This is a genomic window from Streptomyces kryoterrae (assembly GCF_054072135.1).
Map to the genome: position 1 here is coordinate 1,956,944 of NZ_CM133358.1, position 25,371 is coordinate 1,982,314.

Consider the following 25,371-nt stretch of genomic DNA (forward strand, 5'->3'; position numbering starts at 1 on the left):
GTCAAGGCACCGCGCACACGCCTCCACCAGCGCGAATGCGACACTGACCGGCGGATGGCGTGAACCCGACGTCGTTCGCGGATGTACATGGGCATACACAGCCGTGCACAACCGGACTCAGTTGTGTACGAGTGACTGCGCGGAAGGCGGACGATGGACGAGGCACAGGCCCGGGACGTACTGGCCACGGCGGGCGTACTGACCGGCGCGGCGCCGGACGCACGGCTCCTCGCACTGGGCGAGAACGCGGTGTTCGCCGCCGGTGACCTGGTCGTCAAGGTGGGCCGCGACGCCGAACTCCTCGACCGTGCGCGGCGGGAACTGGACATCGCGCTCTGGCTCGCCGGCGCAGACGTCCCGGCGGTACGCGCGGCCGACCCGAAGGCGCACCTCGTCGAGGGCCACCCGGTGACGGTGTGGCACCGGCTGCCCGATCCCGTACGCCCCGCCGGGTCCCGGGATTTGGCCGAACTCCTACGGATCGTGCACGCTCTGCCCCTTCCCCGCTCCTTCGACCTGCCGCCCCGCGAGCTCCTGGGCGGCGTCGAACGCTGGCTGCGGCTCGCGGGCGACGCGATCGACCCGGCGGACGCTGCCTATCTGCGCGAGCGCCGCGACGGTTTCGCCACGGCCGCCGCCGCGCTCACCCCGCGGCTGGCGCCCGGCCCGATCCACGGCGACGCGCTTCCCCGCAACGTCCATATCGGCCCCGACGGGCCGGTCCTCGTCGACCTGGAGACCTTCTCCGCCGACCTGCGTGAACACGACCTGGTGGTCATGGCTCTCTCCCACGACCGGTACGCCCTGCCCGCCGAGTCCTACGACGCGTTCACGGAGGCGTACGGGTGGGACGTGCGGGAGTGGGAGGGGTGTGGGGTGCTGCGCGGGGCGCGGGAGACGGCCAGTTGTGCGTGGGTGGCGCAGCATGCGCCTGTCAATCCGAAGGCGTTGGCGGAGTTCTCGCGGCGGGTGAAGTCATTGCGGGAGGGGGATTCGACTGTGCGGTGGTATCCGTTCTGAGCGCCTAGCGGTTTTCGGCTTGCTGTTGTCCGGCGGGTGCGGGTCGTCAGTGGCTGGTCGCGCCCGCGCGGCGGAGCCGCATGTGTCACAGCCTCGCGCCGCTGCCGGGAGCTCTACTCCTCGGCCCTGATTGTCTGTGCCGCTCGCCGCAGTTCCGTCAGTACCGTTCGGACCGCCCTGCGGGCCGTTCGTTCCGGGCGGTGCAGGGCGTCGATGCGGCGTCTGGCCTGGATGCCGGTCAGGGGCCTGAGAACGAGGGCGGGGTGGGGGCGGGAGGTCCAGCGGGGCATCAGCGCGAGGCCTCCCCCGGCGGCCACCGCCTCCGCCGCCACCGCGAACTCGTTGATGCGGTGGGCGAGATGGAGCCGACGGCCCGCCGCGGTGGCGATGGCCTCGATCGTCGCCATGACCGGGAACCCGTCGTGTACGGCGATCCAGGGCTGGTCGGCCACATCGCCGGGGGTCAGTCGTCGCTTGGCGGCCAGCGGATGGTCGGCGGGCATGGCCACGTCGAGGGGTTCGCGCAGCAGCGGGGTCGCCGCCACCGTGCGCGGCCAGGGTCGGGCGTGGTCCAGTCGGTGGGCGAGGACAAGGTCGTACTCCCTGGTCAACGGCGGGAAGTCGTCCTGCGTCACGTCCTCGTCGGCCAGCGCGAGCACCGGCCCGTCCGGTCCGGCGAGGGCCCGCAGCAGCAGCGGGAAGAACGCGGCGCCCGCGCTGTGGAAAGCCGCCACGGACACCTCACCGTCCGGCCGGTCCAGGAACTCCTCGACGGTGTGCCGGGCCCGCGCCAGCGCCGACTCCACCTCGGTCGCCGCGCCCGCCAGCGCCTGACCGGCGTCGGTCAGCACCAGCCGTCGCCCCTGTCGTTCGGTGAGCGGGACCGGGATGGCGCGCTGGAGCAGCCGCAGTTGCTGGGAGATCGCCGAGGGCGTGACGAGGAGAGCGTCGGCGACCGCGGTGACGCTGCCCAGCTCACCGAGTTCGCGCAGGATCCGCAGCTGACGTTCGTCCATGGGGCCAGTGTAGATGGACAGTGTAGGGAAACTAAAAGATCGTTTAAGAAGTTGGCCCTGGCCTTCAGGGTTCCTGCCGGTGCACCGTAGTCGCGTGTCCGACTCCCGCCGTACCGACGCGGTACTCCTCCTGGTCGCGCTCGTCTGGGGTTCCAGTTATCTGTCCGCCCAGACGGCCACCTCCGCCCTGCCCGTTCTCGTGGTCCTTTTCGCGCGGTACGCCCTCTCCGCGCTCGCCTGTCTCGGCCTGGTCGCCGTTGGGCGGAGGAAGGAACGGGAGCAGAGCAGCGGCTTTCGCCTGTGGACCCGGGAAGAGGTGCGGGCCGGGCTGCCGCTCGGGATCACCCAGGCCGCCGTCCTCGTCGTGGAGACGTACGGGGTCGCCCACACCACCGCCGCCAACGCGGGCCTGATCATCAGCCTGACCATCGTGCTCACCCCTCTCCTCGACCGCGCCGGACACCCCGGCGGGCTGCCCCCGGCCTTCTACGCCGCCGCCGGCGTCTGTGTCCTGGCCGTCGGCCTGCTCATGTCCGGCAACGGTTTCCACGCACCGCGCCTCGGCGACCTGCTGATGCTGGGCGCTGCGCTGATACGGGCGGTCCATGTGGCCCTGGTCGGACGCCTGACCTCGGGCCGGCCGGTCCGTCCGCTCCACCTCACGACGCTCCAGACCGTGATCGGCACGGCCCTGTTCCTGCCGGTCGCCGCTCCCGACCTGCCGGCGCTCGTCCGCGCCGACTCCGGGACGTGGACGCAGTTGCTCTATCTCGCCCTGTTCTGCAGCGTGTTCGCGTTCCTCGCCCAGACGTGGGCCGTGCAGCGGACATCGGCGAGCCGGGCCAGCCTGCTGCTGGGGACGGAGCCGATCTGGGCCGCCGCGATCGGGATCGCCCTGGGCGGCGAGCATCTGACGCCGCTCACGGCGTTGGGGGCGACGCTGATGGTCACGGGCACGTACTGGGGCCAGTCGGTGGAACGCGCCCACCGCGCGACACAGGCCAGGCATCTCGCCCGCGCCGCCCCTACCCGTCCCATCCTGTCCCTGGGTGCTGCGCCCCCAGACCCCCCATCGCGCTGAACGCGCTCGTCCTCAAACTCCCCCAGAGGGGGACCCCCAGACGGGCTGGAAATGCCGACCGGCCCCGAGAAGTTCGAGGGCACCCGGCAAACGGACTGGAAACCGGCGGGTGGGTGGGAAAACTCCCCCTCAAACCACCCCGCCCACCACCTCCCGCACAGGCCACGTCCCGTCGATCACCGCGTCAGCCTCCCCCTTGCGCCGCAGGAAGCTCTGGAAATCCGCCGCCCACTCCGCGTACCACTCGATCTGACGCCGATGCAGCTCCACCGGCCCGAGCGCCGCGACCTTGGGATGCCGCTCGGCTATCGCGCACGCCAGCCTCGCCGCCGCCAACGCGTCCGCCGACGCGTCGTGAGCCGCGTCCAGCGAGACGCCGTACTCCCTGCACACCGCTTCGAGGTTGCGCTTGCCGGGCCGGTAGCGGTCGACGGAGCGGTCGATCGTGTACGGGTCGATCACGGGCGCCGGCTCCAGACCGCCCAGCCGCTCCCGCAGGGACGGCAGGCCATGCCGTCGCAACTCCGCGGAGAGCAGGGTGAGGTCGAAGTTCGCGTTGTAGGCGACCACCGGTACACCTGTCTTCCAGTACGTCGCCAGCACGTCCGCCATCGCGTCCGCGACCTGGTCGGCCGGTCGGCCCTCGCTGGTCGCGCGCTCGTTGGTGATGCCGTGCACGGCCACCGCGTCCGCCGGGATCTCCATTCCCGGATCGGCCAGCCATTCCCGGCGGCCGAGCGGCTCACCGCCCCTCACCTCGATCACCGCGCCGGTGACGATGCGTGCCTCGGTCGGGTCCGTCCCTGTCGTCTCCAGGTCGAAACCGATCAGCAGCTCATGGTGCCAGCCCATGCCCGGCCCCCCTTCTTGCCTTCTTGGTGGTGCTTTCCCCCAGTGGTCTCCACGATCCCACGAGCCACTGACAATCAGAGGACCGCGTTCCGCTTACGGAAGACGAGCAGGCCGGAGAGGTCGAACAAGTCAGGACACCGGGCGCGAATCCGCCCAGGCCACCTCGAACTCCTCGCGATATGTCGGGAAAAGGCCGCTCTCCTCCGCCTCGCCCGGCTTGACCAACCGGCTCCCGCCCCGCAGCACCAGCACCGGCGCCTCCATCCCCCGCGTCCGGCGCAGATACGTCTGCACGATCGCGACCCCGTCCGAGCCGTCCCCGTCGACGAGGTAGGCGGTGAAGCGGGGCGTCTCGTCGAACACCTGGATCTCGAAGGCACCGGGGTCGCGCAGTTTCGACCGCACCCGGCGCATGTGCAGGATGTTCATCTCCACAGCCCGGCTCAACTCGCCCCGCTTGAGGCCGAGTTCCCGCTCGCGCCGCTTCACCGAACTGGACGCGGGGTTCAGGAACAGCAGCCGCACCCGGCAGCCCGACTCCGCCAGCCGCACCAGCCGCCGCCCGGAGAAGTTCTGTACGAGCAGGTTGAGGCCGATACCGATGGCGTCGAGGCGCCGCGCGCCGCCGAAGATGTCCTCGGCCGGGAACTGGCGCATCAGCCGTACGCGGTCGGTGTGTACGGCGACCACGTCCCCGTACCGTTCGCCGACCAGGTCCTCGACCGCGTCCACCGGCAGGCGGCGCGCGGAGGGCACGTCGCCGCCCGTGCCGAGGGTCTCCAGGAGCTTGCCCGAGGCCCGCTCGGCCTGGTTCAGGACGGCCTCGGACAGGGCCCGGTTGCGGGAGACGACGTTGCGGGTGACCTCCAGCTCGTCCAGGGCGAGTTCGACGTCCCTGCGCTCGTCGATGTACGGCTCGAAGCACGGCCAGTGCTGCACCATCAGCTCGCGCAGCTGCGGCAGGGTCAGGAAGCTGAGGACGTTGTCGTCGGCCGGGTCGAGCAAGTAGCCCTTGCGGCGGCTGACTTCGCGTACGGCGACCGCACGCTGCACCCACTCCTGGCCGGCCGGTCCGGCGGCGGCGACCACCCACTCGTCGCCGTGGACGGGTTCGTAGATGGGGCGCAGGACGGCGGCCACGACCGCGCGCAGCCGCTGTTCGACCAGGTTCAGCCAGATGTAGGCCCGGCCGGCCCGCTGCGCGCGCGTACGCACCTCGTGCCAGGCCTCGGCGTCCCAGTCCAGTTCCGGGCCGATGGAACCCGTCTCCATCGGCCGTGCCAGGGACACCGCGCCGGGCGGGACCTCTGTGGAGTTCCCCTCGTGACCCTCGTCACCAGGGGGCAGCTCCAGCCCTCCCGAGCCCACCCGCGCACCGCCTTCCGCTCCCCCGAGCTCTCCCCGTGGCCGATCCCGGCCAACGATCAAGGAAGGGTACTCCGGGAGCGGTCGACGGTGCAGCAGGATGGACAGGGTCGTTTCTCAACTACCGCTTTCGACATGCCCGTTCTGGTTGGCCAGCCCGGCGGGAGTGAGCGGATTCATAGCCGTGACATCACGCGGGACGATGGAGAAGCCCTGCCAGTGGACGGGCATGGGCTGCTGGTCCTCGTCCCGGGCTATGTGGTGGAAGCCCACGTTCACCCAGACCAACGGGTGGGTGAGGGTCTGGCCGTTGACCCATCCGTCGACGGACTTCTTGGCTCCGGCCCCGCAGTCGCCCAGGTTGTCGCTGGCGAACTGCTCGCACTTGTTGTACTCGGTGAAGTAGACGTCGTGCCGGGTGAAGCTGCGGCCCGGGTACTTGGTGGTGGCGGCGGGGACGATCTCGTACGACCGCGCGTGGCCGTCCTTGTTCTTGCCGGTGGCGCTGACCACACGCCACCAGCGCATGTTCTTGGCGTCGCCCGCGAGTTCCTTCTTGACCTGGGTGCGGGTCGTCTTGTTGGTGGGCCCCTCCTGGCCGGCGGCGGGCGGGCTGACCACGGAGTCGTACTGCTCGACCTTCCCCTTGGAGGAGCCGTCGAGGCCGAAGTCGAGCCGCCAGAAGACGTTGTGGCTGTGGCTGGTGGCGTACGCCTTGGCGCCCTTGCCGAGGGGCCAGCCGCGGCCGTCGCCCGCGTCGTAGTCGTCGGGCGAGAGGCTGCCGGTGGCGCCGACGTTCATGTTGACGGTGCCGTCGTCCTGGAAGCGCCACTCGGTGATGTACTCGTACCAGCCGACCTGGTTGACGGTGTAGACGAGCAGGTCCTTGCCCTGGGTCTGCCAGACCTTGTTCCCGGTGTCGCTCTGCATGCGGTAGGCGTGGCCGCGCGAACGGGTCGTGGTGCACAGGCCCTTGACGTTGGCGTTGTCCGGGTCCCAGGCCTCGGGAACCTTCACGGTCCTGATGGTGCCGCCGGGGCATTCACCGGGCGCCATGTTCATCAGTCCCTGGCCGAAGCCCGCCTGGGTGAGGTCGCTGTACTCGGCCTTCCCGTCGTCGTAGGGGACGTGTATCTGGCCGAGCTTCGCCGAGTTGAGGACCTTGATCGGCTGGGACTCGCCCGGGGGCTGGTACGAGACGTTCTCCAGGACGAGCCCGGCCTCACTCTCGTAGCGCCAGCACATCCGCCAGGTGGTGCCGGTGGCGAGCTTCTGCTCGATGCGGTAGGGCGCGCTGCACTCGGCGGGCGGCACGGGGCCGGCCTTCGGCTGGGCGGCGGCCGGTCCCGCCGCCGTGGTGAGGCCGGCGGACAGCGCGACCGCGCAGAGGCCCACGAGTCCGGCCGTCGCCCGTCCCCGGGTACGGCTGTTTCTGTTGACACGCATGACGAAGAGACTCCCTGGGAGGAGAGAAGAGGGTCTGGAGAGTGGCGAGGGTGCGAAAGGCCCGGGTCAGCGGAGCCTGGTCACCTTGCGGGCGCTCAGGTCGATCACGAGTGAACGGGCGTCGATCCACGCCCCGTTCCTCACCTTCGGAAAGAGCCGCACACAGCGGTGGTCGCCGCATGTGTCGAGTTCGGCGGGCTGGGCGCCCGGAGTCGCCCGGTACACCATGCTGCTGACGAGCAGCTGGTCCGGCGAGGTGAGTTCCGTGCCGGTGGCGTCCTTGTAGTCGGCCTTCAGGCCCGCGCCCAGCGGGTCGGCTATCAGGAGCTTCGTCGCCTCGGTCGTCTCGGCGCGGCTCAGCGGCGGCTGTACGCCGTGCTGGGTGCCGGTCCGCTCGACCTTGCCGGTGTCGAGGTTGACGGTCCTGGTGACCAGGGTGTCGTCCTTGTAGTCGTAGTACGACACGTCCGCGCGCCGGGGCGCGTTCGGGTCGCCGGTCTCGGCGGACTCGGGGTCGGCGAGGTCGATGCCGATCCGCTGCGGGCCGCGCCCGCCTTCGACGTTCTCACTGGAGTCGAGGAGCTGCCGGTTCAGGACGATCCGCTCGACCCGCGCCATCTCGCCGTCGGTCAGCGGGTCACGGCCCTCGCCCTTCTCGCCCTCGGCGGGGACCTGTTCGACGACCCCCGGCTGTACCGCGGCCTGCTCCTGCGCGGACTGTCCCGCGCCACCGCCCGTACTCGCGGCGTTCCCGGCGGTGCCGGTGCCGCCCGACTCGTCGGCCCCCGCCGACCCCGGCAGCGTCACGGCGACCATCAGGGCCGTACCGGCCACCGCGATCCCCGTACCCGCCACCACCTTGCCCAGGTGGCGGCGCACGATCTTGCGCACGTTGTCCCCTTACTCCCCCTCGCAGCCCAGGGAGTACGTGAAGAAGAATTGTTTTGACATACCCGGGTATGCGGGTACGCACTGGTCGACCGGTAAGAGGGACGTAAGTCGTAGGTGGTTCCATCACTTTCGGGGAGACTCGGAGTGGAGTAGGCCCCAGCGATGGACCACAACTGAGAGAGTCGAGCACATGCAGGTCTGGCCAGGAGAGGCGTACCCACTCGGTGCCACGTATGACGGCGCCGGCACCAATTTCGCGGTCTTCTCGGAGGCCGCCGACCGGATCGAGCTGTGTCTGCTCCACGACGACGGCTCGGAAACCGCGGTGGAGCTGCGGGAGAGCGACGCCTTCGTCCGGCACGCGTATCTGCCCGGTGTGATGCCGGGGCAGCGGTACGGCTTCCGGGCGCACGGTCCGTACGCGCCCGAGCACGGCCAGCGGACCAACTCGGCGAAGCTGCTGCTCGATCCGTACGCGAAGGCGATCAGCGGTTCGGTCACCTGGGGCGAGGAGGTGTACGGCTACCACTTCGACGAGCCCGAGCGGCGCAACGACCTCGACTCGGCGCCGCACACCATGTCGTCGGTGGTGGTCAACCCTTACTTCGACTGGGGTGACGACCGGCGCCCGCGCACCGAGTACCACCACACGGTGCTCTACGAGGCCCATGTGAAGGGCCTGACGATGCGCCACCCGGCGCTGCCCGAGGAGCTGCGCGGCACCTACGCGGCGCTCGCCCACCCCGCGATCATCGAACACCTGACCAAGCTGGGTGTCACGGCCCTGGAACTGATGCCGGTGCACCAGTTCGTGAACGACCACCGGCTGGTGGACATGGGCCTGAACAACTACTGGGGCTACAACACGATCGGCTTCTTCGCCCCGCACAACGCGTACGCGTCCTGGGGTGACCGCGGCCAGCAGGTGCTGGAGTTCAAGTCGGCGGTGCGCGCGCTGCACGAGGCCGGTATCGAGGTCATCCTGGACGTGGTCTACAACCACACCGCGGAGGGCAACCACCTCGGCCCGACGCTGTCCTTCCGGGGCATCGACAACGCGCAGTACTACCGGCTCGCCGAGGACCAGCGCTACTACATGGACACCACGGGCACCGGGAACTCGCTGCTCATGCGGTCCCCGCACGTGCTCCAGCTGATCATGGACTCGCTGCGCTACTGGGTCACCGAGATGCACGTCGACGGATTCCGCTTCGACCTCGCGGCCACGCTGGCCCGGCAGTTCCACGAGGTGGACCGGCTGTCGTCGTTCTTCGACCTGGTCCAGCAGGACCCGGTGGTGTCCCAGGTGAAGCTGATCGCCGAGCCGTGGGACGTGGGCGAGGGCGGCTACCAGGTGGGCAACTTCCCGCCGCTGTGGACCGAGTGGAACGGCATGTACCGCGACACCGTGCGGGACATGTGGCGGGGCGAGCCGCGCACGCTCGCGGAGTTCGCGTCCCGGCTGACGGGCTCCTCGGACCTCTACCAGGACGACGGCCGCCGTCCGCTGGCCTCGATCAACTTCGTGACCTGCCACGACGGTTTCACGCTCAACGACCTGGTGTCCTACCACGAGAAGCGCAATGAGGCCAACGGCGAGGACAACCGGGACGGCGAGAGCCACAACCGGTCCTGGAACTGCGGCGCGGAGGGCGAGACCGACGACCCCGACGTCCTCGCCCTGCGGGCGCGCCAGCTGCGGAACTTCATCGCGACACTGATGCTGTCCCAGGGCGTGCCGATGATCAGCCACGGCGACGAGTTCGCGCGCACCCAGGGCGGCAACAACAACGCGTACTGCCAGGACAACGAGATCTCCTGGGTCCCGTGGCCCGGCGCCGGGGACGGGGACGGGGACGGCAACGGCGACGAATCCGGTTCCGGTTCCGGCTCCGCCGAACTGCTGGACTTCACGCGCGCGATGGTGTGGCTGCGCAAGGACCACCCGGTCTTCCGCAGACGGCGCTTCTTCCACGGCCGCCCCGTGGAGGGCACCCACGACGACCTGTCGGACATCGCCTGGTTCACTCCGGCGGGCGAGGAGATGGTCCAGCGCGACTGGAACTCTGCGCAGGCGGGCGCGCTGACCGTGTTCCTCAACGGCAACGCCATCTCGGAGCCGGATTCCCGAGGGGAGCGCATCGCCGACGACTCGTTCCTGCTGATGTTCAACGCCTCGCCGAAGACCCTGGAGTTCGTGGTGCCGGTCAACCACGGCCGACAGTGGCAGGTCGTGGTCGACACGGCCCGCCCGGAGGGCGTGGCACCGGGTACGGGCGCGAAGGTGGCGGCGGGCGACCGTCTCACCCTGGTGGACCACAGCCTGACGGTGCTCCAACGTCCGGCCTAGTCCGTCCTACGGCCCTCCACGCGCGCGTGGAGGGCCGTTTTCGGCGGCCGTCCGCGGGAGTCGATGACACGAAAGGCGGTAGGGCGGGTACGTAGGTTCCCATGACACCTGAGCGTCCTGACCCGGTCGTGCCCACAGCGACCTATCGGCTGCAACTCCAGCCCGCGTTCCCGTTCACTGCCGCGGCGGCGGCCGTGCCGTATCTGGCGTCGCTCGGCGTCTCGCATCTGCATCTGTCGCCGTTCCTGGAGTCCGTCCCGGGGTCGACGCACGGATACGACGTCGTGGACCACACGCGCGTGCGTGGTGAACTGGGCGGCGAGGACGGGCTGCGCGCGCTGGCGCGCACCGCGCGGGAGCACGGTCTCGGCCTGGTCGCGGACATCGTGCCCAACCACATGGCCATGTCCCCGCGTCACAACCGCCCCCTGTGGGAGGTGCTCCGGGAGGGCCCCGGGTCACCGTACGCGCGGTGGTTCGACATCGACTGGGAGGCGCAGGGTGGGCGCCTGCTGCTGCCGGTGCTCGGGCAGCCGCTCGGCACGGTGTGGGACCAGCTGAAGGTCGAGCACTGGCAGGACGCGCACCTGGGGTACGACGGCCACGTCCTGCGCTACTACGACCATGTCCTCCCCCTGCGCGAGGGCACCGAGGAGCTGCCGCTGCCGCAGCTCGTCGACGCCCAGTGGTACCGCCCGGCGTGGTGGCGGCTGGCGCGCACCGAGCTCAACTACCGGCGTTTCTTCAGCATCTCGGAGCTGATCGGGGTGCGGGTCGAGGACCCCGAGGTGTTCGCGGCGACGCACGGCAAGCTGCTGGAGCTGCTCGCCGACGGGGTGGTGGACGGGCTGCGGGTCGACCATCCGGACGGTCTCGCGGACCCGGGCGGATATCTGCGCCGTCTGCACGAGGCGAGCGGAGGCCGCTGGACGGTGGTCGAGAAGATCCTGGCCGACGGAGAGCACCTGCCGGCCGGCTGGCCGGTCGCGGGGACCACCGGCTACGACGCCCTGCGGCACCTGGACGGTCTGTTCACGGACCCGGCGGGCGCGGGCGAGCTCCTCGGCCAGTACCGGCGGTTCGCGGCCCCTCAGGCCGACCGGGGCGGGCACTGGGAGGCGACGGTACGGCGGGCCGCGTACAAGGTGGTGACGCACGAGCTGGCCACCGAGGTGGAGCGGCTGACCCGCGTGGCGGACCGTCTCTGCGCCGCCTCCCCGGACCCCGCGCTGCGCGACCGCGCCCCCTGGGCCCTGCGTACCGCGCTGCGCGAACTGCTGGTCCGCATGGAGGTCTACCGCCCCTACACCCCCGGGGACACGGCCTCCGTGGTCACCGAGGAGGCCGCGGCGGAGGCCCGGCAGGCGTTCACCGTCCCGGAGGAGGGCGGGGCCGTGGACGTCGTACGGGACCTGCTGCTCGGGCGGGCCGACGGCAAGGACACTGTGGGGCCCGAGCAGGTGGAGTTCCGGGAGCGGTTCGCGCAGACCTCGTCGGCGCTGCGGGCCAAGTCCGTCGAGGACACGGCGTTCTACCGCTATGTGCCGCTGCTGTCGGCGACCGAGGTGGGCGGCGGCCCGGGCAGTCCCGCGGTGGCCCCGGAGGACTTCCACGCCTACTGCGCGCGCGTGCAGCGCGACTGGCCGGCCACGGGGACGGTGCTGTCGACGCACGACACGAAGCGCAGCGCCGACGTACGCGCGGCACTGGCCGTGCTCACCGAGTGCCCGCAGCGCTGGGCCGACGTCCTCGCGGAGGTCACGCGCTCCGGTGCGGGCGTGCCCGACGCGCAGCTGGCGTGGGCGGCCTGGCAGACGGCCTTCGGCCTGGGCCCGGCGGACGCCGAGCGCCTCCAGGGCGCCCTGCTGAAGCACGTCCGGGAGGCGGGCCTGCACACCGCCTGGACGGAGCAGGAACCGGCGTACGAGGAGGCGGTGGCGGCGTTCGTGGCGGCGGGCCCGTGCGGGGCACCCGGTGAGCACGTGGCCGCGCTGCGGAGCGTCCTGGAGCCGTACATCCGGGCGAACGTCCTGGGCGCGGCCCTGCTGCACCTGACGATGCCGGGCGTACCGGACGTCTATCAGGGCACGGAGAGCGAGTACCGGGCCCTGGTGGACCCGGACAACCGCCGTCCCGTCCGGTTCCCTCCCGAGGCCCCCGGCGAGAAGGACGAGCTGACGGCGACGGCACTGCGGCTGCGCGCGCGGCGCCCGGCGGTGTTCGGCGACACGGCGACGTACACGCCGCTCGTCGCGGAAGGCCCGGGGGCGGCGCACTGTGTGGCGTTCGCGCGCTCCGGGGAGGTGGTCACGGCGGTGACCCGGCTGTCCCTGCGGCTGGCTGACACCGGCGGCTGGCACGACACCCGGTTGCCGCTGCCGCCGGGCCGGTGGGCCGATCTGCTGGCTCCGGAACGGGAGTTCACCGGGCACGCGCGCGTGGAGGAGCTTTTCGCGCGGCTGCCGGTGGCGCTGCTGGAGCGTGTCGGCGAGGAGTGAGGGACGAGGGCGGAGACGGGGGCGGGGCGGGGGCGCGGAACTTCGCCGCGCGCCTGTGTGAGTGCACAAGCGCCCGGCTCACAGAGGCGCACGCTCCCGGCGCCCGTGCGGGATCACCAGCGCGTGGTGGTGAGCACCGTCGCCCCCTTGGTGCCGGGCCGCCGACGCCCGTTCGCATCCTCGGAGGGCGGTGTACGGCCGTCCCGCACGGCAGATGTCCCTGTAAGACGTTCCCGTCGGCGGTGAATGCTCCTTGGCGCCCCCTGGAGCCGCCCCACCACCTCCTTGACAGTTCCTGGACGCCATGGGGTACTGCGGATTGCGACGCAGGGTGGACCAGACGGGGGTGAGTCTCCTGCCGGAGCAGCGCTACCCCAGTGTGAACGAAATCGTCTCGTCCGCCCGGGCGCTGGCGGCTCACCGGCCCGGCCTGTGCGCCTTCAGGCAGGTGGGCACCTCCCGCGCCGGACGGCCCCTGTACCTGCTGTCCGTGGGCCACGCACGACACGCCGTGCTGGTCGTAGCGGGTGCCCATGCCAACGAACCCACGGGCGGTTCCACGCTCCTGGCGCTCGCGGAACGGGCCGTGCACGACCGCGAGTTGCGGACGGGTACCGCCTGGCACTTCCTGCTGTGCGCGGACCCGGACGGTGCCAGCCTGCACGTCACACCGGCGCCGCGCAGCCTGCTCGACTACCACCTCGGTTTCTACCGGCCCGCCGGGCCCGAGCAGCCGGAGTGGGCGCCCTCCGTACTGCCGCCCGACCGGTTGCCGCCGGAGACCCGTGCCCTGACCGGTGTCATCGACGAGCTGCGGCCGTATCTCCAGGTCACCCTGCACGGCACCGACGTGGGCGGCAGCTGGGTGCAGCTGACGAAGGACGTCCCCGGGCTCGCCGAGCCGTTCGCCAAGTCGGCGGCGGAGCTGCACATCCCGGTGGAGACCGGCGCCTCGGACGCGGCGGGCTGGCCCGCGTCGGGTCCCGGCGTGCACGTGATGCCGGCGCCCGGCTCGGACGTGGCGTACCCGAGCATGCCGGACGACGCGCGGCACAGCACCTGGTACCACGCCCACCGGTACGGCGGTCTCACGGCGGTCGTCGAGGTGCCGATGTGGGCGAGCGACCTGGTGGACGACCCGGCCCCGCATCCCGCGCCGGCGGCGGCGATACGGCGGCTGGCCAGCCGCCTGCTGCGGGACGGCACGGAGGTCGAACGGGTCCTCGGCGACGCGCTGCCCCGCCTGCCCGGCGCCGAGGGGCCCCTGCTGCGGGCGGCCCAGTGGGCGCTGGAGCTGGTGCCCGGGCTGGCCGCCGACTGGACGCACACGCCGCCCGCCGACACGACGATGGCGTACGTCGGCAGCGTGGACGCGTTCGGCCGCCGGCTGCCGCTGCGGGCCGCCGCGATGCTGCTGCGGGTCCTGCGGGAGACCGACGACCGTGCGGCACCGCGCCTCGAACACCTGGTCGCGGCCTGGAGCGATGCCTTCATGGACCGCTTCCGGGCCCGCTGGGTGCCCCTGGAGCATCAGGTCGAGCACCAGGCCCGCACGGTGGTGGCCGCGGCGCGGCACGCGCGCGAGGGGGCTCCCCGGCGGTAGCCGGCAACAGTCGGCGGTGGTCAGGCGACAACGCGCGCCCTCCAGAGCACCCCGAGGGTCCCTACAGGGCGAACACCGCCCCGGTCCTCGCCCCCAGTTCGCATCCGTTGGAGTAGGTCCTGTCGTACTTCCGCGGGCGGCCGTTCCACTCGCCCTCCGCGTGCACGGTGACGGGCGCGTAGAGCATCGGGCAGAGGGTCTTCCTCGGCGGGATGGCGCCGATGTCGCCGTCCACCGCGGCGAGTTCCGCGCAGGCCCGGGCCGCCTGCGCGTGTCCCAGGGGCGGGTCGCACAGCATCAGAGTGCCGTGGGTGTCGGTGGCGCCCGGCTCGCCCCGGCTGACGGTGACGTAGAACCAGTTGCCCCGGACGTCCTCCTGGGAGACCGCTTGGGCCGGGGTGGAGCCCGCGAGGAGGAGGCCGACGGCCAGCAGGGCACCGCGTACCGCTCGCGCGGGGCCGACGGGCCTGATGATCCGGACGGGCTTGCTCGTGTTGCCGTTGCTGATCGTGTGGGTCATTCCCTGTGCATCGGCACCCCGGCCCCCGCACCCCAGCCCGGCTCACCCGAACGTGAGCCCGCGTGCGTGCGGTGGCCCGCCAGTTCGAACGCGGCGAGCGCCACCCGCGACTGGTACTCCACCTGACGGGCGACCGGTATCCAGCGCGCCCCGCAGCCGTCGCGGTAGTCGGCGCACCACTCGTCGATCAGCCGGTCGAGCGCGCGCAGGACGTCGGCGGCCCCCGGACCGGCCTCGCGCGCCAGCTGGTGCAGCAGCCCCGCCGTACGCAGCGCCAGCCGCCGCCCGGCGATGCGCAGGGCGGCCAGGTGGGCGGTGCTGAGCGGTGGCAACGGGCGGGCGGTGCCGTCGTCCGTGTCGGGGTCCCAGGCGTCGGCGAGACCGGGGCAGACCAGCAGATAGTCGTCCACCGGGGCGAGGAGACGGTCCGCGTCCGCCGCGCGCGCGAGGTGGGGCCGCAGCCGTCCGAGGGCCACCTCCAGATACCGAGTGTCGTGGCGCAGCGTGTGACTGACGGTGCGCAGCACCGCGTCGGCGTCGGCGGGCGGCGTGTCGTCCTCCACGGCGGCCACGCCCCACATGGGCGCCTCGACGATCGCCGTCACCGTGCCGTACCGGTGCGGATGGAACCAGGTCGACTCGACGGCGGCCTCCGTGATGGCGGCGGCGAGGTCGCCACGCCTCGGCGGCGGTATCCGGTGCACGGCGGGTCCCAGACTGGGCCAGTACAGGGTGTCGTACGGGCCCAGCTCGCGCGGGATGCCGAGCCGGGCCGCCGTCTGCGCGACGCGCTGTGGGAGACCCGGCAGGTCGCGGGTGAGTTCCACGAAGCCGCCGCCGACGTCGACGCCGTGCAACGAGCACTGGAAGAACGGCCGCAGTTCGTCCTGGAGGGCGAGCAGTGCGCGGGTCTCCGGCAGGGCGGCGGCTGCCGCGCCGTCGGGCAGCCACTCGGGCTGTTCCAGGAAGCCGGGCCGGAAGAAGTTCCGGAAGTAGTGACCGAGGGTGTAGGGACCCGCGAGCCAGCCCTCGTTGCGGCGCGAGCCGTCGGGATCGAGGCACAGCAGCAGGTTCCAGGTGGCGTCCGCGTGGACGGTGGGTCCGGGGTCGGCCAGGGCCCGTTCGGCCAGCCGGAGGGCGGTCGCGCCGCCCACGGGCTCGTTGGCGTGCGGCCCGGCGACGACCAGGGCCTGGCGGCTGCCGTGCCCCACGGACAGCAGCCACAGGGGCGTGCCCGCGCGCGAGGTGCCCACGGTGCGCAGCCGGGCGTCGGCGGGGTGGCGGGCGACGAGTGCGGCGGCCCGGTCGGCCAGCTCGTCCACGGACGGGTAGCGGAGGAGCGACGACAGGACAAACCTCCACGGCGGGCCGTCGGTTCACTTGGTGTACATGGTGCACGCACAGTCAGTCACGACTCCGGGGGTACGTCAACACCACAGCACGCAAAGTGAACTGCTCCTGAAGAGCAGCCCCGCGCGGGTGGACTCAATCCGCCGAGAGGCGGAACGCCATGTTCCCGAAGCCGATCTGGTCGCCGGCCCGGACGACGGCCGCGCCGATCACGCGGCGCCCGTTGACTGTCGTGCCGTTGGTCGAGCCGAGGTCACGCAGCACCCACAGGTCGCCCTGGTGCCGGAGTTCGGCGTGGACCCGCGAGACCGTCTCGTGGGTGAGTCGCAGGCCGTTGGCGGGGTCGCGCCCTATCCGCAGCGGGTGGCCGTTGCCGGGGTGGGGCAGCAGCAGCTTGGGGAGCCGCTCCGACTGCCAGGCCCTGCGCAGCCGTACCGTGAAGCCGGAGACCGCTTCGACCGTCCCGAACACCAGGCGGGACAGGCGGTTCTCGGTGGGCAGGTCGGCGGTGAGGACGGCCAGTTCGTCGGACCGGCGGGCGGCCAGCGCCAGTTCCATCCTCCGGATGAACGTGTCGTGCGAGAGCTGACCGAGAGCGACCCCTTCCCGGAGCGCCTTCAGCGCCCGGTCGCGCTCCGCGTCGGAGAGGCGCGGCGGGTACGTGTGGAACTCGAAGGACGACGTCACGTTCGTGATTGTCGGGCAGCGCGCGCGGGGTGTCCACAGAACGCCGAAACGGCGGCCCGCTGGGCCGACCTGACGACACTCCCGGCAAACGTGAAGATTCAAGCGCGGACCGTCGGCGTTTGAAGCACCATGGGACGGGCTACGTCCCGGTGAGCACCACTCGGCACAGTAAGGGGATTGGTCCGTGCACTTCGAGGTGTGGGCACCGCAGGCCGGTCGCGTGACGCTCCAGTGCGACTCGGGCACGCGCGCGTTGGAGCGCGATCCCGAGCGCACGGGCTGGTGGTCCGGCGAGGCCGAGGCCGGCGACGGGTCGCGTTACGGCTTCGCCGTGGACGACGGCCCCGTGCTGCCGGACCCACGCTCGCGCCGCCAGCCGGACGGTCCGGACGGGCTGAGCGCCGTCGTCGACCACGGGCGCCACACCTGGCACACCGAGTGGGCGGGGCGCGCGTTGCCGGGCGCGGTCCTGTACGAGCTGCACGTCGGCACGTACACGCCGGAGGGCACGCTGGACGCGGCGGCCGAGCGGCTCGGCCACCTCGTGGAACTGGGCGTCACCCACGTCGAGTTGATGCCGCTGTGCCCGTTCCCGGGGCGGCACGGCTGGGGGTACGAGGGGGTCTCGCTGTGGGCCGTGCACGAACCGTACGGCGGACCCGAGGCGCTGAAGCGCTTTGTCGACCGGGCGCACGCCCTCGGTCTCGGCGTGGTCCTGGACGTCGTGCACAACCATTTGGGACCGTCCGGCAACTATCTGCCCGCCTTCGGCCCGTACTTCACGGACACGCATCAGACACCCTGGGGCTCCGCGGTGAACCTGGACGCGCCCGGCTCGGACGAGGTGCGCGCGTATCTGCTCGGCAGCGCGCTGGCCTGGCTGCGCGACTACCGGATCGACGGACTGCGGCTGGACGCGGTGCACGCGCTGCGGGACACGCGCGCGTGTCACTTCCTGGAGGAGCTGTCGAAGGCCGTGGACGCCCTCGCCGCCGACCTGGGCCGGCCGTTGTCGCTGATCGCCGAGTCCGACCTCAACGACCCGCGGATCGTCACCCCGCGCGCGGGCGGCGGTCTCGGACTGCACGCGCAGTGGAGCGACGACTTCCACCACGCCCTGCACACGGCACTGACCGGTGAGTCGCAGGGCTATTACGAGGACTTCGCGCGGGCCCCGTTCGCCGCGCTCGCCAAGACGCTCTCGGGCGGCTACTTCCACGACGGCACGTACTCGTCCTTCCGGGGCCGTGCGCACGGCCGCCCGCTCGACCGCACCGGCGTCGCCGCGCACCGGCTGCTCGGCTACACGCAGACCCACGACCAGGTCGGCAACCGCGCCCAGGGGGACCGCCTTTCGGCCTCCCTCTCCCCCGGGCTGCTCGCCTGCGGCGCCGCCCTGATGCTCACCGGGCCGTTCACGCCGATGCTGTTCATGGGCGAGGAGTGGGCGGCGGGCACCCCGTGGCAGTTCTTCACCGACCACACCGACCCGGAGCTCGCGGAGGCCGTACGGCGGGGCCGGCGGCGGGAGTTCACGTCGCACGGCTGGGCCGAGGAGGATGTGCCGGACCCTCAGGACCCGGCGACCCGTGACCGTTCCTGCCTCGACTGGTCGGAGCCCGAACGCGGGCCGCACGCACGCGTGCTGTCCTGGTACCGGGACCTGATCGCCCTGCGCCACACCCAGCCCGACCTCACGGACCCGGACCTGTCGGACATCAAGGTCGCGTACGACGAGGAGGCCCGCTGGCTCGCCTTCCGGCGCGGTGACGTACGTGTCGTGGCGAACCTCGCCCCGAAGTCGGCGGCGATCCCCCTGGGCCCGCGACGGGCGCGGGTGCTGGCCGCCTGGGAACCGGTCGAACTGCCGGGCGCCGACGGGTTGCTGCACGTTCCCGGGGAGTCCTGCGTGGTGCTGGAGCAGGGGTGAGCCCGAGTGAGCCGGGGTAAGCCGGTGGTGGTGCGAACTACCCCTGCTCGTCCTCCTCGCGCAGTTCCGTCACCCGCTCCAGCAGGATCGCCTCCCACGCGCGCCGCAGTTGGACTCTGAGCAGCGGCAGCGGGCCGGCCTCGCGGCCGGCGAGGCTCTCGGCGAGCCGGACGACCGTGTCGCAGCGGGCGAGCCACAGGCCGCGCAGACAGGGGCGGGCCCCGTACCCGGCGAGGGTGGCGGCCCGTACGGCGGCGGGCGAGCCGACCGCGAGGGCGAGGCGGGCGATGTCCTCGGCCGGGTCGCCGACGACCGCGTGGGTCCAGTCGAGGATGCCGCGCACCCGCCCGTCGGCGCTCACCACGAGGTGCTCGCCCCTGAGGTCATGGTGGACGAGGACCGCCGTACCGGCCTGTGCGGCGAGCTGCGTGGTCGCGGACGGGGTCAGCTGGTGGAGCCGCGAGGGGTCGAACTCGTCGGCCGCGGCGAGACGTTCGGCCGCGCCTTCGGCGGCCCGGCGCAGCGCCTCCAGGGATCGTGGCCCGACCCGCGGCACACCGAGTGTCTCGGCCTGGCGTACGGGCACCTCGCGCAGCCCCGCGAGCAGTGCGGCCAGGTCGGCCTCGCCGACGGCGGAGACGTCGTGCTCCTCGGCCGAGCCGCCGGGCGCCCTGGTGTCCAGCGTGTAGGCCAGCCCGTCGGCCCACTCGCCGTGCGCCACGGCGACGGGGACGGCGACGCCGATGTGCGGGCGTACGAGGTCGCGCAGGCGCGGTTCGCGGCGCAGTCGCGCGGACGCCTCACGGTCGGGGGCCAGGCGCAGTACGTGCCGGGAGCCGACCCACCAGGTGGTGCGGTCCGCGTCGGCGGGCCGGACGTCGGGTCCGCCCGTGCCGACGGTGCCGTCCGCGAGCAGGGAACGGACCAGTCGGCGGACGGTGTCCGCGGTGGGTGTCGGTGCCTGGGTCATGGTCGCGCCGCTGTCGTCCGAGGGGGTGGGGGCGGGGGTGGGCTCCTGGTGTGCGGTCAGTCCACTGTGACCAGCTCTCGGGTCGTGTTGTTGAGGCGCCGGCCGCCGTCCTCGGTGACCGTGACGATGTCCTCGATGCGTACGCCGAAGCGTCCGGGCAGGTAGACACCGGGCTCGACGGAGAAGCACATGCCGGGGACGAGGGGCAGTTCCTCACCCTCGATCATGTACGGCGGCTCGTGCGTGGTGACGCCGATGCCGTGGCCGGTGCGGTGGATGAAGTACTCGCCGTACCCGGCCCCGGTGATGACCGCGCGGGCCGCCCGGTCGACGTCCTGGCACGCGGCGCCGGGCCGCACGGCCCGGAAGCCCGCCTCCTGGGCCTCGCGCACGATGTCGTGGACCCGGCGCTGTTCGGCGTCCGGTTCGCCGACGTGGACCGTGCGGGAGGTGTCGGAGCCGTAGCCCTGCAGAAGGCCGCCGAAGTCGAGGACGACCATGTCGCCGTGCTCGATGACGCGGTCGCCGGCCTCGTGGTGCGGATTGGCGCCGTTGGGGCCGGAGGCGACGATCGTGAAGTCGACCTGGGAGTGCCCGAACCGCCGCAGCAGATCGGCCAGATCGCCCGCGACGTCACTCTCCCGGCGTCCGCCGAAGGGAACCTTCCGGATCTCCTCGTACGTTGCGTCCGCAGCCGCGCCCGCGGCTGCCAGGCGTGCCAGTTCCGCCGAATCCTTCACCGCGCGCAGCATCGGCAGTCCCTCACTGAGGGAGACGTAGGTGCTGCGGGGCAGCGCCTGCTGGAGTGCCAGCAGGTGCAGTGCCCAGGCGTTGTCGCTGACCCCGAAGCGGCCCGCCGCGTCGAGGAGGGTCGCGGTGGCCGCGTACGGGTCCTTGCCGTCGGTCCAGTCGCGCAGGGTCAGGGCGGGCGCGCCCGCCGCGTGTGCCGCGTCCGGGGCCTCCAGGGCGGGGACCACCAGGACCGGGTCCTGTCCGGCGGCCAGTACGAGCAGGGTGAGGCGTTCGGTGACCGCGGTCGGCGCGTAGCCGGTGAGCCAGACGAGGTCGGGTCCGGGTGCCACCAGGAGCCCGGCGAGGCCCGCGTCCTCGGCCGCCCGTGCGGCGCGCCGCATCCGGGCCCGGTAGTCGTCGGCGGTGAAGGGCGCGGGCGTGCTGCCGGTCATCCGGGCCTCCATGAGACGGCAAGGGGCTACGGGCAGCATCCTGCCCGGATGCACGGGGCGGCGCGAGCCCATTGACGGCCCCCACCACCCGCGTCACCTGCCCCGCCCCCTCAAACTAACGGATGGAAGTTGAGCAACCATTAGATCTAACGCTTAGATCCACCCGAACCATTACGGGAGGCGGAAGGTCATGCTCGTACTCGCTCACATCAGCGATCTGCACCTCGACAGAACCGCGCGGTCGACGGCGCGCGCCGAACAGGTGCGCGACCGGCGGTGGGAGCTGCCGGGCACCCGGACGCGCTGCTGGTGACCGGGGGCATCGCGGACCACGCACAGAGGCCGAGTACGAGGAGGCAGCGCACATCCTCGGGCTGCGCACCGGCGACGCGCCCTTCCCGGCGCCCACCTGCGCGGGCAACCACGACAGCCGCGCGCCCTACCGCAAGGCGCTGATCGGACTGCCCGCCACCGAGCGGCCGGTCAACAGCGCGCACGTCTTCGACGACGCCGCCGTCCTGATGTGCGACTCCAGCGTGCCGGGCAGCGACGAAGGCGCCCTCGACGACGAGACGTACGACTGGATCGACGGGACGCTCGACGAACTGGACGACGGCGTCCCGGGCGCTGCTCACCTTCCACCCTCCGCCCGTCGCCCTGCACCACCCGCTCCCGGACGCCTGCCGGCTGGACCGACCCGGCGGACCGGCCGCCCTGATGAGGCTCCGGCCGCAGATCGCCGGGCTCATCACCGGCCACGCACACACCGGCGGCCACGACTTTCGCCGGCCGGCCGCTGCTCGTCGGCCGGGGGCGACCTGGACCCTCCGGCGCCCTGGAAGGGCGAGAATGCCGCGGACCGGGACGCGCCGGTCGGCCTCGCCTTTCGTGAGCTGGACGACAGCGGGCGGCTGACCAGCCATTTCAGGATGGCCGCGTGAGGGAGGGCGGTCAGATGACGACGCCCGGAATCGCCACCAGCTGCTGGTAGCCGCCGCTGCGGTGCAGGACCGTGAGGGTGATCCCCGAACCCGGACGGGCGTGGGCGACCACACGGGCGAGATCGGAGGCCGAGTCGATCCGGGTCCCGCCGAACGCGAGGAGTACGTCGCCCCGGACAAGGCCGGCGGTGTAGCCCGGGCCAGGCACATGGACGCCGACGAGCAGGGCTCCCGCTTTCTCGGCGTCCACGGCCTCGACACCGAGCGTCGAGGTCACGGCCGAGGGCGAGGAGGCCGAGCTCGCGCTGCCCGAGGGCGACTTGGAAGGGCCCGCACCGGAAGCGGGCCGGGAAGGGGAATCGGCCCCTGCGGGCGCGCCGCCCCGCGCACCTGCCCGCTCCCCCGGCCGCCCCTTGTCCCCGCCCTCTCCCGCCTCTCGCCGTAGGTCCGCGAGCTTGCTCATGCCGATCACCGTGGCTCCGAGCGTGCCGAGGCCGACCCCCGCGAGAACCAGGACGGTCGCGATGAACAGGCCCAGCAGAAGGGTCGTCACCCGTCGGCCGCGCCGGCGCGCGGCATGCGGGCGCCGGGCCGGGCGGGATGTGGTGCCGCCGGCCGGTTCCTGACCGGGCATCGGCTTGGGACGCAGCGCAGTCTGTTCCATGGTTCGCCTCCGCCAGGTGCTCTACCCGGCGCACAGGCGCACCACGAGCCACGAACGAGTGAGACTGACGCGGGGTCGGACATGGGCAGCCATAGGCGTCCGAACACGGCGCGTCCAGAGGACGGTCCGCTGTTGCGGTCTGCGGAATGACCGCCTCACGCCCTCCGGCTGCGGCTGAGACTGCGGCGACAGAGCTGTTCCGCCACCGAACGGGCCGCGTCCGCGCCCGGCGTCTGTCCGCCGGCCTCCAGGACCCGGCCCGGAGGCCGGTGTCGGCCCGTCCGATGCCGGCCCCCCTTCACGCGGGAGGTGGGTCTGCTGCCGCGGGCCACGGCCGCGTCGAGGACCCCGCACGCCACACCGACCGGCCCCCGGGACACTTCCCTGCGGCTCTGCACGGGGTGAACCTCGGCCGTTCCATCGCCGAAAAGCCCTACGCCCTGACCCGCCCGTCGGCCGGCCGGCCGATGCGGAACTTCCGGAGGAGGCTCGCGCCCTGCCGACCTCCGCCGACGCGGCACTCGGCGACCTCTCGGGGAACGCCGCCGCCACGGGAGTACGGGAACTCGCCGAGGAGACGACGGAGCGGATCCGCGACCTCGGCCGACGGACAGCGGGGCCGGCCCCGGACGCCGGCCGGGAGGCACGCGCGCGGGACCGGCCCCGGACTCCCGGCCGACTGCCGACCGGCGGGCAGGGAGCCCTCAGCCGACCGGCACTGGTGAACTGCGGTCCGGCAGGAAGCCGTGGGACCTGTTGGCCAGGTGGTCGGCCTTGTAGCGGGGGACCTCCCGGTGCCAGTTCAGGATGCCGGCCAGCCAGTTCCGCAGTTCGGCCACATAGCCGTCCATGGTCGCGCGCGCCTCCTCCGTGAGCCTGAAGTCCTCGTACAGGACGGGGAATTCATGGGCGGCGACATGCTCGAACTGCTGCATGCGCTGGGTCATCAGATCGTGGATGATGCCGAGCGCGGTCGGGTAGTCGCAGCCGAAGAAGTTCTGGACGACGAGGATGCCGTTGTGGATCTCGCCCTCGTACTCGATCTCCTTCTGGTAGGAGAACACGTCGTTGATCAGGCACGCGTAGTCGGCGGCCGCCTTCTCCAGCGACTGGACGGGCCCACTGCGGTAGACCTCCGGCGGGACGGTCCGGCCGTGGCCGACGCGGCACAGGCTCATCGTGAGGTCCGAGCCGAAGGTGGCGCGGCGCATCTCCAGGTAGTCGATCGGGTCGGGGACACGGTTCTGGATCTGGTTGGCCAGTTCCCACACCCAGCTCTCGGTCATCACGTCCACCGCGGCACGGAACGTGCGCCGCTGCTCGGCGGTCATCCCGACCGTGGTGCGCCGCCACAGGTCGATCAGGCCGCGTTCCATGCCGTTGACCGGAACGGGGAACCCGTCGCCCTCGATGGGCATGCAGGCGGAGAGGCGCTCGGTGCACAGACGGGCCGCCGCCAGGTCACGGCGGTGGCCGAAGACGAGGGGGTAGTAGTCGTCGCCGTAGGTGCCCCAGGCCAGCCAGGCGGAGCTGAGGTCGAGGGCGTCGGCCGTCGCGTCCGGGTGGATGCCGGCCGCGCACAGCGGCAGGTCGGCCGCGGCGAGCTTGTCCTCGTCCCAGACGCCCTCCTGGAGGATGCCCATGCCGTGCGACCAGTCGACGAGACGGGACCGGGCGCCGTCCAGGTGCGGGCTCAGAGTGAGCCCGAACGGCATGTAGAAATCCGGCAGCAGGGACGGACCGACCTTCTGGTAGGGCACGTGCGTGTAGGCGCGCAGGCGTTCGGCGCCGGCCGAGGCCAGGAGCGCGCCGATGTTGGCGGCGGACGTGCCGAACCCGCCGACTCCGAACGGCCGCGACTCCTCCAGGGCCCCTTCGTTCATGTACCGGCTGGAGCGCAGGTGCCACTCGTGGCCGCCGGACTGCCAGTCCTGCAGCCCGCGCGTGTACGCGGCCACCGCGGCGACCTGGTCCGGCGTGAGGCCCTTGTCCAGGGCCACCGCGGGTACTTCGGTGAGCGCGGTGTGCTCGAACTGGTGGAGCCGTGAGGTGAGGATGTCGTTGACGGTGTCGGCGGCCTCCTGGGTCGTGCACCCGAAGAAGGTCTCCAGGACGAGCACGCCGTTGCTGAGCTCGCCCTCATCCTCGACCTCCCGCTGGTAGGAGAACAGGTCGTTGCGCAGGTGGACGCCGTCGGAGAAGGTCTCCATCAGCACCCTGAGCGGCCTCGACTCCGCGACGGACACGGGCACTTCGGCGGTCGCGTACTCCACGAGCCCCGCCGACCAGGGCGCGCCGCCGACCTTGCGGCGCATCTCGATGTACTCGACGGGGTTGGAGACCCGTCCCTCGTTGATGTTGGACAGTTCCCACATCGACTCGTTCAGCAGATGCTCGGTGGCGACCGCGAACCGCCTGCGCCAGTCCACGGACATCGACGGAACCGTGCGCGCCCACAGGTCGGCGAGGCCCGCCTCCACCGGATTCCGCGCCTCGGGTACGGGAGTCGAGAGGTCGAGCGGCATGAACAGGGGCAGCCGGTCCAGATAGGCCTTGCCGCCGTCGCGGTCCTGGCTGCGCTTGAAGACCTCCAGGAAGTGGTCGTCGAAGAAGAACACCCACACGTACCAGTCGGTGATGAGCGAGAGGGCGGGTCCGTCGCAGTCGGGGTGCGTGTACGCGCACAACAACCCGTAGTCGTGCGCGTCGAGGTCGGACTGCTCCCAGACGCCTGAGCCCTCCAGCATTCCCATCTCCCGTGCCCAGACGGTCGAATGGGCGCGCGCCTCGTCCAGATGCGGGTTCAGCCGCGCGGGATACGGCATGTAGAAGTGCGGGAGTACGAACGGCTGTGTCATGGGCGGGGCCCTACCCGCGCCCCGGACGCGCCATCCTCGGGGCAGGACATGATCACACCATCGCGTGAATCAGGACCGATTCCGGGATTCCGGACCGGCGTTGTGAGTTCACTCGACATGCGAGGACCGAGGGGACTCCAACGAC

At 72.0% G+C, this 25,371-nt stretch carries 18 protein-coding genes and 1 pseudogene; 7 read left to right on the forward strand and 12 right to left on the reverse strand.

The features are described 5' to 3' along the window. Window positions 1–153: 153 nt before the first annotated feature. Window positions 154–1,020 (forward strand): phosphotransferase enzyme family protein, encoded by an 867-nt coding sequence (locus tag ACW4TU_RS08120; RefSeq protein ID WP_457426095.1) that lies wholly within the window; start codon window positions 154–156, stop codon window positions 1,018–1,020. A gap of 113 nt (window positions 1,021–1,133) precedes the next feature. On the opposite strand, the gene ACW4TU_RS08125 is transcribed toward ACW4TU_RS08120, so the two are convergent. Continuing rightward, entirely contained in the window at window positions 1,134–2,036 is a 903-nt protein-coding gene (locus ACW4TU_RS08125) for a LysR family transcriptional regulator (protein ID WP_457426097.1), read from the reverse strand. A gap of 94 nt (window positions 2,037–2,130) precedes the next feature. Between ACW4TU_RS08125 and ACW4TU_RS08130 the strand changes: the two genes are divergently transcribed. Further along, on the forward strand, window positions 2,131–3,117 hold the full coding sequence (locus ACW4TU_RS08130; protein ID WP_457426099.1) for a DMT family transporter: 987 nt from the start codon (window positions 2,131–2,133) through the stop codon (window positions 3,115–3,117). A gap of 129 nt (window positions 3,118–3,246) precedes the next feature. Here ACW4TU_RS08130 and ACW4TU_RS08135 read toward each other — a convergent pair whose 3' ends face one another. The 4 genes from ACW4TU_RS08135 to ACW4TU_RS08150 all read right to left on the reverse strand — a co-directional run bounded on the left by ACW4TU_RS08135 (window position 3,247) and on the right by ACW4TU_RS08150 (window position 7,671). Further along, complete coding sequence (locus ACW4TU_RS08135) at window positions 3,247–3,969, reverse strand: 3'-5' exonuclease (protein WP_457426101.1); 723 nt, start codon at window positions 3,967–3,969, stop codon at window positions 3,247–3,249. Window positions 3,970–4,098: 129 nt separating this feature from the next. Further along, window positions 4,099–5,337 (reverse strand): SAV2148 family HEPN domain-containing protein, encoded by a 1,239-nt coding sequence (locus ACW4TU_RS08140; RefSeq protein ID WP_457426103.1) that lies wholly within the window; start codon window positions 5,335–5,337, stop codon window positions 4,099–4,101. Between the two features lie 114 nt (window positions 5,338–5,451). After that, window positions 5,452–6,780, reverse strand: coding sequence for a copper amine oxidase (locus tag ACW4TU_RS08145; RefSeq protein ID WP_457426105.1), 1,329 nt, complete (start codon window positions 6,778–6,780; stop codon window positions 5,452–5,454). Between the two features lie 66 nt (window positions 6,781–6,846). Next, window positions 6,847–7,671 carry a Tat pathway signal sequence domain protein gene (locus ACW4TU_RS08150; RefSeq protein WP_457426107.1) on the reverse strand — a complete coding sequence of 275 codons (825 nt, stop codon included), beginning with the start codon at window positions 7,669–7,671 and terminating at the stop codon, window positions 6,847–6,849. A gap of 190 nt (window positions 7,672–7,861) precedes the next feature. Between ACW4TU_RS08150 and glgX the strand changes: the two genes are divergently transcribed. From glgX to ACW4TU_RS08165, 3 genes are all read left to right on the forward strand, one after another. Further along, window positions 7,862–10,021: a glycogen debranching protein GlgX gene (gene glgX, locus ACW4TU_RS08155; RefSeq protein ID WP_457426109.1), complete on the forward strand. Its 2,160-nt coding sequence runs from the start codon at window positions 7,862–7,864 to the stop codon at window positions 10,019–10,021. 101 nt (window positions 10,022–10,122) lie between these two features. After that, window positions 10,123–12,519 (forward strand): malto-oligosyltrehalose synthase, encoded by a 2,397-nt coding sequence (treY, locus tag ACW4TU_RS08160; RefSeq protein ID WP_457426111.1) that lies wholly within the window; start codon window positions 10,123–10,125, stop codon window positions 12,517–12,519. Between the two features lie 346 nt (window positions 12,520–12,865). Continuing rightward, window positions 12,866–14,122 carry a M14 family zinc carboxypeptidase gene (locus ACW4TU_RS08165; RefSeq protein WP_457426113.1) on the forward strand — a complete coding sequence of 419 codons (1,257 nt, stop codon included), beginning with the start codon at window positions 12,866–12,868 and terminating at the stop codon, window positions 14,120–14,122. 61 nt (window positions 14,123–14,183) lie between these two features. Here ACW4TU_RS08165 and ACW4TU_RS08170 read toward each other — a convergent pair whose 3' ends face one another. From ACW4TU_RS08170 to ACW4TU_RS08180, 3 genes are all read right to left on the reverse strand, one after another. Beyond that, entirely contained in the window at window positions 14,184–14,642 is a 459-nt protein-coding gene (locus ACW4TU_RS08170) for an SSI family serine proteinase inhibitor (RefSeq protein WP_457426115.1), read from the reverse strand. Then, window positions 14,639–15,964 carry a M14 family zinc carboxypeptidase gene (locus tag ACW4TU_RS08175; RefSeq protein ID WP_457426117.1) on the reverse strand — a complete coding sequence of 442 codons (1,326 nt, stop codon included), beginning with the start codon at window positions 15,962–15,964 and terminating at the stop codon, window positions 14,639–14,641. The genes ACW4TU_RS08170 and ACW4TU_RS08175 overlap by 4 nt, the downstream gene beginning before the upstream one ends. A gap of 163 nt (window positions 15,965–16,127) precedes the next feature. Further along, a complete protein-coding gene (locus ACW4TU_RS08180) occupies window positions 16,128–16,679 on the reverse strand; it encodes an FHA domain-containing protein (RefSeq protein ID WP_457426120.1) in 552 nt (183 codons plus the stop codon). A 184-nt stretch (window positions 16,680–16,863) separates the two neighbouring features. Here ACW4TU_RS08180 and treZ point away from each other — a divergent pair, with 184 nt between their 5' ends. Continuing rightward, on the forward strand, window positions 16,864–18,609 hold the full coding sequence (gene treZ / locus ACW4TU_RS08185) for a malto-oligosyltrehalose trehalohydrolase (protein WP_457426122.1): 1,746 nt from the start codon (window positions 16,864–16,866) through the stop codon (window positions 18,607–18,609). Window positions 18,610–18,646: 37 nt separating this feature from the next. Here treZ and ACW4TU_RS08190 read toward each other — a convergent pair whose 3' ends face one another. Both ACW4TU_RS08190 and ACW4TU_RS08195 read right to left on the reverse strand, forming a co-directional pair. Then, a complete protein-coding gene (locus ACW4TU_RS08190) occupies window positions 18,647–19,579 on the reverse strand; it encodes an aminoglycoside phosphotransferase family protein (RefSeq protein WP_457426124.1) in 933 nt (310 codons plus the stop codon). Window positions 19,580–19,635: 56 nt separating this feature from the next. Continuing rightward, the gene (locus ACW4TU_RS08195; RefSeq protein ID WP_457426126.1) at window positions 19,636–20,763 is read right to left on the reverse strand and encodes a M24 family metallopeptidase; all 1,128 of its coding nucleotides are present in this window, start codon (window positions 20,761–20,763) and stop codon (window positions 19,636–19,638) included. Between the two features lie 190 nt (window positions 20,764–20,953). On the opposite strand from ACW4TU_RS08195, the pseudogene ACW4TU_RS08200 reads away from it, so the two are divergent. Next, window positions 20,954–21,704 (forward strand): annotated as a pseudogene (locus ACW4TU_RS08200) (metallophosphoesterase). 10 nt (window positions 21,705–21,714) lie between these two features. Here the strand turns inward: ACW4TU_RS08200 and ACW4TU_RS08205 are convergent. Together ACW4TU_RS08205 and cyc2 are read right to left on the reverse strand one after the other, a co-directional pair. Further along, window positions 21,715–22,368, reverse strand: a complete 654-nt coding sequence (locus tag ACW4TU_RS08205; protein WP_457426128.1) for a PDZ domain-containing protein — start codon at window positions 22,366–22,368, stop codon at window positions 21,715–21,717. A 704-nt stretch (window positions 22,369–23,072) separates the two neighbouring features. Beyond that, window positions 23,073–25,226, reverse strand: a complete 2,154-nt coding sequence (gene cyc2, locus ACW4TU_RS08210; protein ID WP_457426130.1) for a germacradienol/geosmin synthase Cyc2 — start codon at window positions 25,224–25,226, stop codon at window positions 23,073–23,075. Window positions 25,227–25,371 lie beyond the last annotated feature (145 nt).